This is a genomic window from Nocardioides antri, assembly GCF_008373765.1.
In the GTDB taxonomy this organism is placed as follows: Bacteria; Actinomycetota; Actinomycetes; order Propionibacteriales; family Nocardioidaceae; genus Nocardioides; species Nocardioides antri.
In genome coordinates this window covers 102,381-116,958 of the sequence record NZ_VUJW01000001.1, presented here as the reverse complement: position 1 = coordinate 116,958, position 14,578 = coordinate 102,381, and the positions used below count along the sequence as shown (strand labels likewise).

Below are 14,578 nucleotides of genomic sequence, written 5' to 3'. Positions count from 1 at the left end.
CAGTCAACAGCCGCACCTCGTGCCGCGTCACGCTCAGAAGAGAGTCGTCGCCTCGCGCTTCTCCAGCGCGGCGGTGAGCAGGCCCACCAGCGCCTCGAGCTGCAGGTCGAACCCGCCGTCGCCCTCCTCGACCTCCGCGTCGAGCGCCCGCGCCGCCAGGCCCGCCTTGCTGCCGATCAGCTCGGCGACCCGGGTGTCGATCGTCTGGGTCGCGATCACCCGCCATGCCGTGACCGGCTCGGTCTGGCCGATCCGGTGCACGCGGTCGATCGCCTGCGTCTGCTCCGCGTCGGTCCACGACAGCTCGGCGAGCACGAGGTTGGAGGCGACCTGGAGGTTGATGCCCACGCCGGCGGCGGTGAGCGAGCAGACGATGATCTGCACCTCGGGGTCGTTGGTGAACGCGTCGATCGCCTTCTCGCGCGCCGTCTTGGTCTGGTCGCCGCGGATCGACACCGACGGGATCCCCCGCGCGGCGAAGGTCTCCTCCGCGGTGTCCATGACGTCGATGTGCTTGGCGAAGAAGACCACCTTGCCGGCGTTGCGTGCGAGCTGTGTGGCGTAGTCGGCCGCGAGCCCGGCCTTCGCCTGCCCGATCCGGCGGAGCATGCCGAAGACGTTCTCCCCCGACTCCGTGGAGATGTCCTCGCGCTCCCAGGTGGCGACCTGGCGCACCAGGGCGTGGTCGATGCCGTCGACGAACGCCTGGTTGCGGCGGGTCTCGAGGGCCCGGTCGTAGCGCTCCACGAGCCGCCGGGCGAGATCCTCCTCGGCCTTGCGGATCGAGCGGCCGGCCTCGCCCTCGAGCTCGACGGGCACGTCGGCGATACGGCGGGCCGGGATGTCGGACGCGACGTCGACCTTGCGGCGCCGCACGATGCCCATGTCGACCACGATCTGTCGCGCCACGGGGTAGAACTGGCGGTCGGCCGGCGTGAGGCCGGTGTCGTCGAGCTCGACCATCAGCTCGCCGAGCGGCTTCTTGTCGTCGATCCAGCCGAGGAACTGCCAGATCGCCCGGAAGTCCTCGATGTCGTTGATCAGCGGGGTGCCGGTCAGCGCCATCAGCAGCGGCCGCGGGACCCTCTTGCGGATCCGCTCGGCGAGCTCGAGCACGTTCTGCGAGCGCTGGGAGGACTTGTTCTTGATGTAGTGCGCCTCGTCGACGATCATCCCGCGGAAGCCGTGCTGGCCGAGCCAGCCGAGGTGCCGGTCGAGGATCTCGTAGTTGACGACGAACACGTCGGCGAAGCCGTCGACGTCCATGGCGTCGCCGTGGAGCACCGTCGCGCGACGGCTCGGCGTCCACAGGTCGACCTCGCGCGCCCAGTTGGTCTTGACGACGTTGGGCACCGCCACCAGCAGCGGGTAGGCCTCGGCGACCTGCGCGGCGAGCAGCGCCTGCGCGGTCTTGCCCAAGCCGGGCTCGTCGGCGAGGAGGAAGGTGCGGTGGCCCTCGGCAGCGGCCTCGACCAGCTGCGCCTGGTGGAGCATCAGCTCCCGGCCCGGCGGCAGCATGATCAGGCCGGCCTCCTCGGGCTCGGGCAGGTCCATGCAGACCGGCGCACCGGGAGTCGTGTCCTCGAAGGAGCGGAAGAGCGGGCCGAGGAGCTCCCAGGTCGCGAGGCGTCCGCTGGTACGACGCGGCGGCATCGCGGCCTCGAAGTCCGGCACCAGGAACGGGTTGGCCAGCTGGCGGGCGATCACCGACTGCGGGATCGCGCGGCGCTCCGCCAGCACCTCCGCCGGGTCCATCACCGGCTGGGGCTCCGGGTCGGGGACGTCGTACCCCGCCCTGCGCTGGAGCTCGCGCCTCAGCTCCTCCGCGGAGTCCGACACCTCGGCGTCCTCGGCGAGCAGCTCGAAGAGGCGCGGGTCGCGGGCCGCGGTCTGCGCCAGGATCGTGGCGATCCCGTCGAGCCGCTTGAGCTCCTCGCCGCGGCGGGACTCCGAGAGGGTCTCGTCGGCCCTCACCCGGGTGCGCTCCTCGCGGGCGAGCAGGGCGACCACCTGGAACTTGGTGCGGACGTCCGGCATCGCGGAGCGGCGCGCGACGGCGGACTCCACCTCCCGGACCACGCGGGCGAGCACCGGGATGATCCCCGTCTCGTCACGGCGGGCGGTCTTCGTGCCGCCCCGACGCTGCTGCGCGGGTCTGCGCTGCTGGCTTCCTCGAGCCACTGATGTCCCTACGGTCGATGACCGGCTAGTGCCGATCGGCGAGTGATGGCGCGGACGCGGATCCGGGAACAGAGGGCCGGGTGTCCTGCGGCGCGGGCCACGATACCAACAACCCGCACGCGCTGGTGTGTTCCCGTCCCTCGGTCAGGGGTCGCGGGCGTCGAGCTCGGCGACCAGCCGCTTCGGCGCGACCTGTCGGTACGACGCGTCGACCAGCTCTGCGACCTCGGCCCAGTCGGTCGCGGGGTCGGCCAGGTCGATCGCGCGGCCGCCGTAGGGCCCGTAGTAGGCGGGCACGAAGAACCGGTCGTCCTCGTCGATCGCCGGCAGGTCGACCGGGTCGGGCTGGAAGATCAGCCCCGAGGGGACCTGGCGGTGGTCGCCGGGCCGCAGCTTCTCGGAGGCGCCGTAGACGGCGAAGATCTTGCCCGCCCGGAACGTCGGCCGGCCGTGCGAGACCCGCTCCTCCGCGCCGGGCAGACCCAGGCAGATGTCGCGGAGCCGGCCCAGGATCGGGTCGGCGTCGTCGAACATCACCGGGTGGGTCACTCGGCGACCGCCATGGTCGTGCCGAGGCCGACCATCATCACTCCGCCGGTGGCGCCGAGCCGGTCGAGCCGGTGCGGACGCCGGGCGAACCACTCACGCGCCTTGCTCGCGGCCAGGGCCCACACCGTGTCGGAGGCGATCGCCATCGCCCCGAAGACGAGACCGAGGACCGCGATCGCGAGGCCCGGGCTGCCGGCGGCCTCGTTGGTGAACTGCGGGAGGAACGCCACGAAGAAGACGATGGTCTTCGGGTTGGTCGCGCCGACGATGAGGCCGGTGCGCACCGAGCGAAGGGCACCGGTGCGCGCGGGACGGCCGTCACCGACCCCCTGCAGCGCGCGCCGGGCGTCCCCGCGGTGCCGGATCGCCTGCACGCCGAGGTAGATGACGTAGGCCGCTCCGGCCAGCTTGATCGCGGTGTAGGCGGTCGCCGACGCGGCGACGACCGCGCCCAGACCGACCGCCACCAGCAGCACCTGCACCATCAGCCCGAGCCCGTTGCCGAGCACGGAGAGCAGGGCGTCGCGGCGGCCCACGGTCAACGCGCGGCCGATGGTGAAGAGCAGGCTCGGGCCCGGCACCTGGATGAAGAGGATCGAGGCGATGAGGAAGGCGAGCCACTGGCTGGACGACGGCACCAGGGGATCATCCCAGGGCGCACCGACACCGGGCCATTCGTTTACGGCGCTTCGCCGGCCTCGATCTGCTGGGCGAGGTACTGCTGGACGCCGACCCGCTCGATCGCGTCGAGCTGGCTCTCGAACCAGTCGGCGTGCTTCTCCTCGTCGCGCACCATCTCCTCGAAGACCGCGGCCGAGCCGTGGTCACCGAGGTCGTGGCACTCCTTGGCCGAGGCGTTGAACTGCTCGACGGCGGCCTTCTCGCTCTCGAGCGCCAGCCGGAGCATCTCCTCGGCGCTCTCCCCCACCGTGATCGCGTTGAGCTTCTGCACGTTCGGGTGGCCGTCGAACATGAGGATCCGGTTGATGAGGTCGTCGGCGTCCTTCATCTCGTCGATCGAGAGCTCGTAGAACACCTTGCCGAGCTTGGAGAGGCCCCAGTTGTCGAGCATCCGGGCGTGCAGGAAGTAGGTGTTGGTGACGGTCAGCTCGAAAGTGAGCGCGTCGTTGAACAGCTCGACGATCCGTGGGCTAGCTGGCTGCACCGTCTACCTCCAGGAGTGCGCGTTCGTGGTCCTGATGCTGGCACACGAGTGCCTTCACCGTGAAGATGCACGAACCGCAGTCCTGCGCGGCCCCGGTCGCCCGGCAGACGGCGCCGACGGTGCGGGCGCCGTCGGACAGCGCGGCGTCGACCTCGCGGTCGGTGACGACCCGGCACTGGCAGACGATCACGCCGACTCCTCGGGCATTGGTTAGGCTTGCCTGACTGAGTGAAGGGTAACCTCACCGACCCCGGCTTGGGAACTGTGGCCGGCGTCACGGACGGTCGAGAACCTGTTCTAGTGTCGGGCCGTGAGCACGTACGCCGTCACCGGCGCCGCATCCGGCATGGGCCGGGCCGTCGCCGACCAGCTCCGGACAGCCGGGCACACCGTCATCGACGTCGACATCGTCGAGTCGACCGTCACCGCGGACCTCTCGACGCCGGCCGGCCGCCGCAGTGCCGCCACCGAGGTCCTCGAGCGCGCGGACGGTCGTCTCGACGGCGCCGTCATGGCGGCCGGGCTCGGCCCGGCTCCCGGCAGGGACCGGCCGCGGCTGATCGCCGAGGTCAACTACTTCGGCGTGGTCGACCTGCTCGAGGCGTGGCGGCCGGCCCTGGCCGCGGCCGACCGCGCCAAGGTCGTCGTCTTCGCCAGCAACTCCAGCACGACGGTCCCGGTCGTGCCCGGTCGGGCCGTGCGGGGGTTCCTCGACGGCGACCTCGAGAAGGTGCTCAGGACCCTGCGGCCCTTCGGCAAGCAGGCGCCGACGTTCGCCTACGCGGCGAGCAAGGTCGCGATCAGCCGGTGGGTACGCCGCACCGCGGTCACCCGGGGCTGGGCAGGCGCCGGGATCCGGCTCAACGCGATCGCGCCGGGCGCCGTACTCACACCGCTGCTGGACAAGCAGCTCGCGACGCCTGCCGAGGCCAAGCAGATCAAGCGGTTCCCCGTGCCGATCGGCGGGTACGGCGACGCCGACCAGCTCGCCGACTGGGTCGTGTTCATGCTGTCCGACTCCGCAGACTTCCTCTGCGGCAGCGTGGTCTTCGTCGACGGCGGCTCGGACGCGTGGTTCCGCGCCGACGACTGGCCGCGGCCGGTGCCGGCGCTCCGGCTGCGCTCCTACCTCAGCCGGATGCGGGCGTTCCGCCGATGACGTCCGCACCGAACCGGCGGATGCCGTCGATCTTCTGCTCGAGCGTGGCGTCGAACCCGTAGTAGTACAGCCACGGCATCGTCATCACCAGGGTGACCCCGCCGGCCTCGGCACGGGCGAAGTCGGCGGCGGACACCGCGTCGCTGAGCGCGACCACGACGTCGTACGGCGTCTCCTCACGACCTGCCGCCGCGCGAAGCTCCGCCAGCCGCGCCGCCGTCCGCGTCGCCTCGTCGATCGTCGTCACGTCCCCGACCCAGCCGTCGTGCCGGGCCGCTCGGCGCAGGGCCGGCTCGGAGAGGCCGCCCACCCAGACCGGCACCGGCCCGGGAGGCTCGGGCTTCATCACCAGCCGCTCGCACGAGTAGTACTCCCCCTCGAACTCGGTCCAGCCGGGACGCCACAGCTCCTGCATCAGGGCCAGCGCCTCGTCGGTGCGACGGCCGCGGGTGGAGAAGTCCTGGTCCAGCAGGTCGAACTCCTCGCGGCACCACCCGATGCCCACCCCGAGCGTCACCCTGCCTCCGGACAGCGCGGCGGCGGTCCCGACCGCCTTCGCCACCACGAACGGGTTCCGCATCGCGGCGACGTAGATGGAGGTGAAGAACTCCAGCCGCGTGGTGGCCTGCGCCAGCGCGCCGACCAGGACCCACGGGTCCGGCCAGTCCACGTCGCGGGTCCACCGGCGCTCGCCACTGGCCTCGTAGGGGTACGGCGTCCCGATCGTCTCCAGGTCGACGACGTGGTCGGCGACGCTGAGCGCCCGGAAGCCGTGCTCCTCCGCTGCCCGGGCGATCGGGACGAGCTCGTCGATCGGTTGGTAGGCGGTGACGACGGCGAAGTCCACGGAGACACGGTAGAACATGTTCTATGTATCCCCACCTGCTCGCCCCGGGGCGGATCGGCACGATGTCCGTGCGCAACCGGATCGTGATGTCGCCCATGGAGACGATGTACGGCACTCCCGAGGGCCTGCCGTCGGACCGGACGGTCGCCTACTTCGCGGCCCGGGCCGCCGGTGGGGCCGGCCTGATCACGGTCGGCGCGACCGGCATCGACCCCCTGCACCCGGAGACCCCGGGCGGTCTCCAGATCGGCACGGACGACGCGGTCGCCGCCCACCGCCGGCTGGTCGAGGCGGTGCACGCCCACGGTGCCCGGATCCAGCCGCAGGTCGTGCACGCCGGTCCGGACGGCCTCGGCCCCGAGATGCACGGGGTCACCTCGCTCGGGCCGTCGGTGATCCCGTCGTACCTCACCGGTCGCCCGTCGGCCGAGGCGACCAAGGACCAGATCGCCGCCGTCCTCGACCAGTTCCGGGCGGCGGCGGTCCGGGTCCGCGAGGCGGGGTACGACGGCCTCGAGCTGCACGCCGCCCACGGCTACATGTTCCTCGGGTCCTTCCTGGCTCCCCAGCGCAACCGACGCGGGGACCGGTACCGCGGGACGTCGGTCGAGGGGCGAATCCGGGTCGTGCTCGAGGCGCTGGCCGCGATCCGGAGCGAGGTCGGCAGCGACTTCCCGGTCACCCTGCGGATCTCCGGCTACGAGCGGGTCGCGGCCGGTCGGCCGGTCCACGACACCGCCGCGATCGCACCGCTCCTGGTCGAAGGCGGCGTCGACGCCTTCCACGTGAGCGGTGGGGTGATCGACCGGCTGGTGACCGGCATGGTCAACGCGGCGGACGACGGCGACGGCCTCAACGTCGGGGCGGCCGCCGCGGTCAAGGAGGCGGTCGACGTGCCGGTCATCGCGGTGGGCCGGCTCCACGACCCGGCGCTGGCGGAGCAGGTGCTCGCGGACGGCAGGGCCGACTTCGTGGCGATGGGGCGGCCCCTGCTGGCCGACCCGGACCTGCCGGGGAAGCTCGCAGCCGGCGAGCCCGAGCGGGTGCGCCGGTGCATCTCCTGCGAGAACTGCATCGACACCCTCGAGGAGAAGCTCGCCACCGAGTGCGCGGTCAACCCGTTCACCGGCCACGAGCTCGACCGCGCCCTGCCGCCCGCGCCGCAGCCGCGTCGGGTGGTGGTGGTCGGCGCCGGACCGGCGGGGCTGGAGACGGCCCGGCTGGCGGACGCGGCAGGGCACGACGTCGTACTCCTCGAGCGCGCCGAGCGGCTCGGCGGTGCACTGGTCGCCGCGGCCACGGTCCATCCCGAGAACCGGCCCTACCTGGAGTGGCTGGTCGCCGAGGTCGACAGGTCGGGCGTCGCCGTACGACTCGGCGCCGCGGCGACCCCGGAAGCCGTTGCCGGGCTCGCGCCGGACGTGGTCGTCGTGGCCACCGGCGGCGCGGTCGTGTTCCCGACCGTCGTGGGCGACGACCTCCCGCACGTCGTACGCGGCCTCGACCCCGACCGGCTCCCCACCGGGCGGCGGGTCGTGGTGATCGGCGGCCGCCTGGCGGCGGTGGAGTACGCCGAGCTGCTGGCCGCCCGGGAACGGCTGGTCGCGATCCTCGAACCCGGCCCGGAGATCGGACCCGAGTTCGGCCTCAAGCGACGCACCGAGCACTTCGACCGGATCGACCGGCTCGGGATCACCGTCCACGTCGGCTGCACCGTCGACGAGATCACCGGGAGCACGGTCCGCTACACGCCCGCCCACGGGAGCAGCCGCGAGCTGGCGGCCGACGCGGTCGTGCTGGCCGGGACGGCGCTCCCGGACCTCGGCCTCCACGACGAGGTCGCCGAGCGCCTCCCAGGGGTCCCGGTGCACGCCGTCGGCGACGCCGCCGTCGGCCTGGGGCTGATCCGCGGGGCGACGGCCGGTGCGGCCGGCGTCGTGCAGACGATCCGCTAGGCGGCGCCGGGAGGGGACATGGCCCACCGGATGGTGCCGACGGCGGCAGCACCCATGCCGCGCACGACGGTGCGCTCGGCGATCGGGAACCACGGGAGGCGGAGGTGGCGTCGGGTCCAGACGGGCATCAGGCCGACCGCGGCCGAGGTGAGCACGCTGTAGGGCGCTCGCGCGGCGACCGGGAGGGGCGGCCTGATCAGGAGGTAGCGGACCGCTTCGCGCGCCTGCCGGGTCCCGCGCAGCTCGGGGCGGAAGGCGGCCAGCACCTCGCGCAGCCCGGCCTCGGTCGTCGGTGGCTCGAGAACGCCGAGCCGGCGAGCGATCTCGGCGGTCTGGGCGACGTACTCGTCGCGCTCGTCCTGGTCGAGCGGCCGGTCGCCGTAGACCTGGTGGGCGAGCAGGAAGCTGTCGATCTCCGCGACGTGCACCCAGAGCAGCAGGTGCGGGTCGGACGCGGTGTACGGCGCCCCGTCGGGCGTCGTGCCGGTGACCCGGTCGTGGATGGCGCGGACGGCGTCGATGGCCTGCTGGGCGTCGTCCGCGGTGCCGAAGGTGGTCACCGCCAGGAACCGGCTGGTCCGCGCGAGCCGCCCCCACATGTCGCCACGGAAGCCGGAGTGCTCGGACACGGCCTGCATCGCCACCGGGTGGAGGGTCTGCATCAGCAGCGCGCGGATGCCGCCGATGAACATCGAGGCGTCGCCGTGGACGCGCGTGATCGGGCTGCCCGGCTCGAACCATCGCGGCCCCGGGGTGAAGTGGATCCGATCGCGGTGGTGGGCGCCGTCGGGACCTGCCACCCGGTGGAAGATCGCCGCGCCGAGCCGCTGCTGGAGGAGGGTGAGCTCGGCACCGAACGGCCGCGGGAGTGGTCGCACGATGCACCTCCGGTTGCTGTTCGGCCGTCGTCCGGCCATCTCCGACGGTACCGACGGCGTGGTGGCGCAGTGTCCCCGCGCTGGTCGCTCGTTCGCGTGTGACGCACGCCATCCGCAGCGTTCCAACTTTCCCCGCCGAGCTCGCGTCCTACGGGAAACCGATTCTGAAAGGCAGAAACCATCATGCGATCCACCACCACGACGCGCTCCCTCATCCTGGGAGGCGTCCTCGCCGGCGCGCTCACCCTCGGCGCCGCCCAGATTGCCTCGGGAGACAACGGCACGACCGCCGAGCGGGACACCACCTCGAGCTCGCGCTCCGTGCAGGCCGCCCCTGACGACGACCAGCGGAGGGCCACGACCGTCCGCGAGCGGGGCATCGTCCTCGAGGGCACCGGCACCTGGCGCGGCCAGCCGGTGCAGGTCTTCGTCTACGAGAACAACAAGTACGGCAACTCGCTGCAGATCGTGGTCGGCGACCCCGACGGCAAGCACGCGATCGGCGCCGGCCAGGGCCGCGACGCCTACGTCATCGACGGCGTCCTCAACGTCGGGCTCGACGTGGCCGGCCACCTGGCCGTCGTCAAGGGCAGCGTCACCGAGACCCGCCACTCGAAGCGGGTCACCGAGCCGTCTCCCGACGGGGAGCTGATCAAGAGCACCGGCACGCGCACGCGACTGCTGGTCGACGCCACCTTCAAGTACCGCGGCAAGACCGTCGACCTGAGGTTCCCGAAGGCGTTCGAGTACGACCTCGAGTCCAAGCGCAGCGGCCGCTGAGCCGACTCGACACCCCCGTCCCCGGCCGCAGGGTCTGGGTGGCGGGGGCGGGTTCGTGGTTCGGGGCCTGCGCCCCTACGCCTCTTCAGGGCTGCGGGACCCGGGCGGCGCCTTGACGATCCTGTGGAGCTGGACGTCCCGGAGCCGACCGTCCTCGGCAACCGCTGTCAGGTAGGTGCAGTACGGCTGCCGGCGGCGGTCGGTCGGCGAGCCCGGGTTCAGCAACCGCAGTCCCGACTCGCTCGTGGTGTCCCAGGGGATGTGGCTGTGGCCGAAGACCAGCACGTCGAGGTCGGGATACTTCGCACTGCACCGTTCCTCCCGTCCCTTCGCGCCGCCGGTCTCGTGGACGACGCCGAGGTGGATGCCGTCGACCACGACCCGCGCCTCCTCGCCGAGCCGTTCTCTCAGCGCCCCGTGGTCGTTGTTGCCCCACACGGCGACGAGGCGCCGCGCCCGCTCCTCGAGGTCGTCGAGGAGGCGCTCGTCGACCCAGTCGCCCGCGTGGACCACGACGTCCGCGGCGTCGACTGCGTCCCACACCTGGGCCGGCAGGTCGCGTGCGCGTTTCGGCACGTGCGTGTCGGCGATGATCAGCAACCGGGTCGGCATCCAGCAAGTGAACAGGCGGGAGCCGCCGCGGACAACGTCCGCTCGGCCTCGTGCGTCCGAGCACGAACGCCGGCGGTCAGAGCAGGCCGAGCAGCTGCTCGTGCAGCCACGGCACGGCCGCCTCGCTCTCGGGCTTCATCAGCACGCTGCGCAGGATCCGGCCCGTCGGCACGTCGGCCTCGACGGGGTGGCCGCGCGCAGCGAGGGCGGCGGCGTCGACGCCGTACGTCGCCAGGAACAGCGAGTCTGCCGGCGGGCGGGCCATCCCGGCGGCCATGACGGCTGCACTGACCGCGTCGACCTCGGAGAGCCGGTCGCGTGCCGGGAGGTAGGTCACGATGTCCAGCTGGGGCGGCTGGAAGAGCCGCAGCTCGTCGCTCTCCTCGATCCGCCGCGCCCAGTCGAGGGCGGCCCGGCGACCCGGCCGCAGTACGGCGCCGAGCCCGTCGGGCGTCAGCGGGAGCAGCCGCAGCGTCAGCCAGAGCGCGGCCGCCGCGGCGCCGGCACGCGAGCACTCGATCGAGATCTCGCCCAGGTGGAGGTCGTCGGAGGTGAAGTAGGTGTAGGGCGAGTCGTGCAGGTAGTGCTGGGCGACGCCGGGGTCGCGGAAGATCACCGCCCCGCACCCGTAGGGCTGCAGGCCATGCTTGTGCGGGTCGATGACCACCGAGTCGCAGTCGGAGATCGCGAGAAACGGCGCCGCCGCGATGCCGTCGGGGCGGTCGTCGGCGATCAGGCGGAAGAAACCGCCGTACGCAGCGTCGACGTGCACCCGGACGCCGTGCCGGCGCGCGATCGCGAGGATCTCGTGCACCGGGTCGACGGCGCCGAGACCGGTGGAGCCGGCGGTGGCCACGACCGTGCCGACCCGGCCCGCGCCGAGCAGCGCCTCCAGCGCGTCGAGGTCCATGGTGCCGTCGGCGGTGGACGGTACGGCGACGGACTCGATGCCGAGCAGGTGGGCCATCCGGGCATGTGTGTAGTGGGCGTCGGCACTGTGGGCGATCGCCTTGCCGGGATGGGTCTCCCGGGCGACGAACAGCGCCTCGAGGTTGGCGATCGTGCCGCTGCTGGTCAGGTGCCCGAGGTGCCTGGGTGCCTCCGGGAACCCGAACATCGCGGCCAGCTGGGCGACCACGTCCTTCTCGAGCGCCGCCGTCGCCGGCCCGCCGTCGAGCGCGTGGTTGTTGGGGTTGACCAGCATCGCGGTGACGTAGCCGATCACGGCCGCCGGGTGGGGCGGCTTGAGCATCTGCGCGGCGTAGCGCGGGTGGTGGAACGGGTAGTTGTCGCGCAGCCGGCTGCGGAGGTCGGCCGCCGCGGCCGCGAGCGCGTCGAGGTCGACGTCCTGGGAGGGATGGGCCGCGACGTCGCCGTACTCGTTCATCCACGCGGCCATCTCGGTGACGGCGACCTGCAGCTGCGCCCCCAGCCCGGCGGCGCCGGCCGGCATCGGTCGCAGCGACTCGGGCACGAGGTGCACCCTAGGCGACAGCGGCAGCCAGCGGCGCTCGGCGGACGGCCAGGACGGAGAGCGCCGACCCGACCGCAGCCAGCGCGGCCAGCACGGCGAAGGTCTCCGGGTAGCCGCCGGTCAGCTCGGCGATCCAGGCGCCCGCGAACGGTCCGAGCGCGGTCGCGACGGAGATCGGCGCGCCGAGGACGCCGTTGATGGCGGCGTAACGTTCCGGGCCCCACAGGTCGGTCACGAGCGTCGCGCCGACCAGGGTGTAGACGCCGCGGGCCGCGCCGGCCACCATCGCGAGGCCGATCAGGAGGAGGGCCGGACCGGGGACGACCGCGAGCGCGAGCGTCGTGAGCGCCATCGCGGTGGTACCCCAGAGGACCCGCTGCCGGACGTTGGTCACCGCCGTGAGGCGCGGGAACGCGACCCGGCCGATGACCTGGCCGGCGCCGCCGAGCCCGAGCGCCCACGCGGCCAGCGTCGGCGTCATCCCCCGTCCGACCAGGAGCGGGATGAGGGCGACGAGCGCCGCGAACATCGCCAGCTTGGTGAGCGTCGCCCCGGCGGCGGTCAACACGAACGCCGGGCTGCGCAGGACCTCGCGGTCGGGCGTGACGTGCTCGGTGTCGGTGTGGGCCGGCCACGGGTGGTGGAGCGCGATCGCGTGGGTCGGCACCGCGACGACGAGGAGGAGCACGGCGAGGACGGCGTACGTCGTGCGCCAGCTGGTCAGGTCCGCCAGTGCGGTCGTCAGCGGAGCGAAGATCGTGCTGGCGAACCCGGCGACCAGGGTCAGCGTCGTCAGCGCGCGGACCCGGCCTGCGCCGTACCAGTGCGTGAGGGCGGCGAAGGCCGGCGCGTAGAACAGGCCGGCCGCGCCGGCCCCGCAGAGGACCATCGCCACCACGAACCAGAGGTACGACGAAGCGCCCGCCACCATGCCCAGCCCCGCGGCGCCGACGACCGCCCCCGCGACCATCGCCCGGCGCGGGCCCTCGGCCTGGATCGTCCGTCCGGCCACGACACCCACCAGCCCGGAGACCAGCAGGCCCAGCGAGAACGCCGCCGTGATCGCGGTCATCGACCAGCCGGTGTCGGCCGTGATCGTCGGTGCGAGGACCGCGAACGCGTAGTACAGCGCGCCGTAGCTGATCGTGACGGTGACGCAGAGGGCGGCGAGGACGCCGCGGGGCGCGGCGGTCAGGACGACACCGGTGTCCCGAGCGTGAGCACCTCCTGCGCCGGGGCGCAGCAGCCGCCGCCCTGCGCGCCCTCGGGCTCGTCGAACACCCCGGCCCCGCCGCACACGCCCGTGTCAGGCAGCACCAGCTCGACCCGGGCCGCCGCCTCGTGGTCGCCGGCGAGCTCGGCGGCGACGCTGCGGATCTGCTCGTAGCCGGTCAGCGCGAGGAACGTCGGCGCGCGGCCGTAGGACTTCATGCCGACCAGGTAGAGGTCCGGCTCGGGCTGGGCGAGGTCGGCCGCGCCGGTCGCCTGGACCGACCCGCAGGAGTGGATGTTGGGGTCGATCTCGACCGCGATGTTGCGCGGCGCCTCGAGCGTCGGGTCGAGGTCGAGCCGCAGCTCGGAGAGGAACGACAGGTCCGGCCGGAAGCCGGTGAGCACGACGACGTTGTCGGCCGGCGGCAGTGCCCGGCCGTCCTCCGACCACACGACGGCCCTGCCCTCGTCGACGGTGATCCGAGCGGTGCGGAAGCCCGTGAGGAGCTCGACGGCGCCGTCGGCGACGGCGCGCTTCGCCCGCAGGCCGAGGGCGCCGCGCTCCGGGAGCTGGTCGGCCTCTCCCCCGCCGAAGGTGCTGCTCGTGACCACCCGGCGCAGCGCCCAGGTGATGGTCGTGCCGGGATGTGCCGCGCCGATCCGGGTCAGCTCGATGATCGCGTTGAACGCGGAGGCGCCGGCGCCGACGACGACGGTGTGCTTGCCGGCGTAGCGCTCGGGGTCAGCGCTGTCGGGCACGGCGTAGGAGATCAGGCCGGCGGCCGTCGCGGCGGCCTCGCCGAGAGCGGGGATCCCGTCCGCACCGGCCGGGTTGGGCTTGCGCCAGGTGCCGGACGCGTCGATGACGGCCCGCGCCTCGAACCGCTCCTCGACGCCGGCGGCCGTGGTGACGTGGACCGTGAACGGCTGCTCCGCCCGGCCGGCGTCGACGAGCCGGTCCCGCCCCTTGCGGGACACACCGACCACGCGGGCGTCGTACCGGACGTGGTCGGCGAGCGCCGCAGCCAGCGGGGCCAGGTAGCGCTCGATCCACTCGGCGCCGGTGGGGTACCCGGACTCCGGTGCGGTCCAGCCGCCCATGGTGGCCCGGTCGAGCAACCGTGCGCTCGCCCCGTCGACGAGCTCGGGCCAGGCCGAGAACAGCCGGACGTGTCCCCACTCCGCCACGGCGGACGCCGGACCGGCGCCCTGCTCCAGCACCAACGGGGTGAGACCCCGCTCCAGCAGGTGGGCGGCCGCGGCGAGACCCTGCGGGCCGGCGCCGATGACGACGACAGGTCGGTCGGTCATGGTTCGAATCTCCTCATATTCACGATGGTCGATACGACGACTCTAGCCTCACATCGACAGATGTCAATACGTTCTCTAGGATGAACCCCATGCCCACCGAGCTCACCGTGCTCCCGCTCCCCGACCTCGCGTCCTGCTGCTCCCCCGCCACCGGCGGCCGCATCGACGACGCCGCGGCGGAGGCGCTGGCGCGGATGTTCAAGGCGCTGGCCGACCCCAACCGGGTGAAGCTGCTGTCGCTGATCGCCGCAGCCGAGGGCCAGGAGGCGTGCGCGTGCGACCTCACCGCCCCCGTCGGCCTCGCCCAGCCGACGATCTCGCACCACATGAAGGTCCTCACCGAGGCCGGCCTGGTGTCCCGGGAGCAGCGCGGCAAGTGGGCCTACTTCAGCCTCGTGCCGGGAGTCCTCGAGTCGCTGGCCGAGGCGCTCGCGCCCCGCCCCTGACCTGCGCCG

15 protein-coding genes are annotated in these 14,578 nt (G+C 73.0%); 4 read left to right on the top strand and 11 right to left on the bottom strand.

The features are described 5' to 3' along the window. Positions 1–33 precede the first annotated feature (33 nt). The 5 genes from F0U47_RS00545 to F0U47_RS00525 all read right to left on the bottom strand — a co-directional run bounded on the left by F0U47_RS00545 (position 34) and on the right by F0U47_RS00525 (position 4,085). Positions 34–2,037 carry a DEAD/DEAH box helicase gene (locus tag F0U47_RS00545; RefSeq protein WP_438362046.1) on the bottom strand — a complete coding sequence of 668 codons (2,004 nt, stop codon included), beginning with the start codon at positions 2,035–2,037 and terminating at the stop codon, positions 34–36. Between the two features lie 288 nt (positions 2,038–2,325). After that, on the bottom strand, positions 2,326–2,730 hold the full coding sequence (locus F0U47_RS00540; protein WP_149748368.1) for an MmcQ/YjbR family DNA-binding protein: 405 nt from the start codon (positions 2,728–2,730) through the stop codon (positions 2,326–2,328). Continuing rightward, positions 2,727–3,368: a LysE family translocator gene (locus F0U47_RS00535; RefSeq protein WP_149748367.1), complete on the bottom strand. Its 642-nt coding sequence runs from the start codon at positions 3,366–3,368 to the stop codon at positions 2,727–2,729. The genes F0U47_RS00540 and F0U47_RS00535 overlap by 4 nt, the downstream gene beginning before the upstream one ends. 41 nt (positions 3,369–3,409) lie before the next feature. Further along, positions 3,410–3,895: a bacterioferritin gene (bfr, locus tag F0U47_RS00530; RefSeq protein ID WP_149748366.1), complete on the bottom strand. Its 486-nt coding sequence runs from the start codon at positions 3,893–3,895 to the stop codon at positions 3,410–3,412. After that, positions 3,882–4,085, bottom strand: a complete 204-nt coding sequence (locus F0U47_RS00525) for a (2Fe-2S)-binding protein (RefSeq protein WP_149748365.1) — start codon at positions 4,083–4,085, stop codon at positions 3,882–3,884. Before F0U47_RS00525 ends, bfr begins: the two co-directional genes overlap by 14 nt. Positions 4,086–4,205: 120 nt before the next feature. Between F0U47_RS00525 and F0U47_RS00520 the strand changes: the two genes are divergently transcribed. Next, entirely contained in the window at positions 4,206–5,054 is an 849-nt protein-coding gene (locus tag F0U47_RS00520; protein ID WP_149748364.1) for an SDR family oxidoreductase, read from the top strand. Here F0U47_RS00520 and F0U47_RS00515 read toward each other — a convergent pair. Continuing rightward, positions 5,026–5,901, bottom strand: a complete 876-nt coding sequence (locus tag F0U47_RS00515; protein ID WP_223162610.1) for a TIGR03619 family F420-dependent LLM class oxidoreductase — start codon at positions 5,899–5,901, stop codon at positions 5,026–5,028. The two genes, F0U47_RS00520 and F0U47_RS00515, sit on opposite strands and share 29 nt — an antisense overlap. 23 nt (positions 5,902–5,924) lie before the next feature. Here F0U47_RS00515 and F0U47_RS00510 point away from each other — a divergent pair, with 23 nt between their 5' ends. Continuing rightward, the gene (locus F0U47_RS00510) at positions 5,925–7,856 is read left to right on the top strand and encodes an oxidoreductase (RefSeq protein WP_149748362.1); all 1,932 of its coding nucleotides are present in this window, start codon (positions 5,925–5,927) and stop codon (positions 7,854–7,856) included. Here the strand turns inward: F0U47_RS00510 and F0U47_RS00505 are convergent. Beyond that, a complete protein-coding gene (locus tag F0U47_RS00505) occupies positions 7,853–8,734 on the bottom strand; it encodes an oxygenase MpaB family protein (protein ID WP_246159346.1) in 882 nt (293 codons plus the stop codon). The genes F0U47_RS00510 and F0U47_RS00505 overlap by 4 nt on opposite strands. Before the next feature lie 183 nt (positions 8,735–8,917). Between F0U47_RS00505 and F0U47_RS00500 the strand changes: the two genes are divergently transcribed. Beyond that, on the top strand, positions 8,918–9,514 hold the full coding sequence (locus F0U47_RS00500; RefSeq protein ID WP_149748360.1) for a hypothetical protein: 597 nt from the start codon (positions 8,918–8,920) through the stop codon (positions 9,512–9,514). Between the two features lie 75 nt (positions 9,515–9,589). On the opposite strand, the gene F0U47_RS00495 is transcribed toward F0U47_RS00500, so the two are convergent. The 4 genes from F0U47_RS00495 to F0U47_RS00480 form a co-directional block, all read right to left on the bottom strand. Beyond that, on the bottom strand, positions 9,590–10,126 hold the full coding sequence (locus F0U47_RS00495) for a metallophosphoesterase family protein (RefSeq protein ID WP_149748359.1): 537 nt from the start codon (positions 10,124–10,126) through the stop codon (positions 9,590–9,592). Positions 10,127–10,202: 76 nt separating this feature from the next. Then, complete coding sequence (locus tag F0U47_RS00490) at positions 10,203–11,600, bottom strand: pyridoxal phosphate-dependent decarboxylase family protein (RefSeq protein ID WP_223162609.1); 1,398 nt, start codon at positions 11,598–11,600, stop codon at positions 10,203–10,205. Between the two features lie 10 nt (positions 11,601–11,610). Then, entirely contained in the window at positions 11,611–12,897 is a 1,287-nt protein-coding gene (locus F0U47_RS00485; RefSeq protein ID WP_223162608.1) for an MFS transporter, read from the bottom strand. Then, positions 12,792–14,123, bottom strand: coding sequence for an NAD(P)-binding domain-containing protein (locus tag F0U47_RS00480; protein WP_149748358.1), 1,332 nt, complete (start codon positions 14,121–14,123; stop codon positions 12,792–12,794). Before F0U47_RS00480 ends, F0U47_RS00485 begins: the two co-directional genes overlap by 106 nt. An 89-nt stretch (positions 14,124–14,212) precedes the next feature. On the opposite strand from F0U47_RS00480, the gene F0U47_RS00475 reads away from it, so the two are divergent. Beyond that, positions 14,213–14,569: an ArsR/SmtB family transcription factor gene (locus tag F0U47_RS00475; protein WP_149748357.1), complete on the top strand. Its 357-nt coding sequence runs from the start codon at positions 14,213–14,215 to the stop codon at positions 14,567–14,569. The last annotated feature ends 9 nt before the right edge of the window (positions 14,570–14,578 follow it).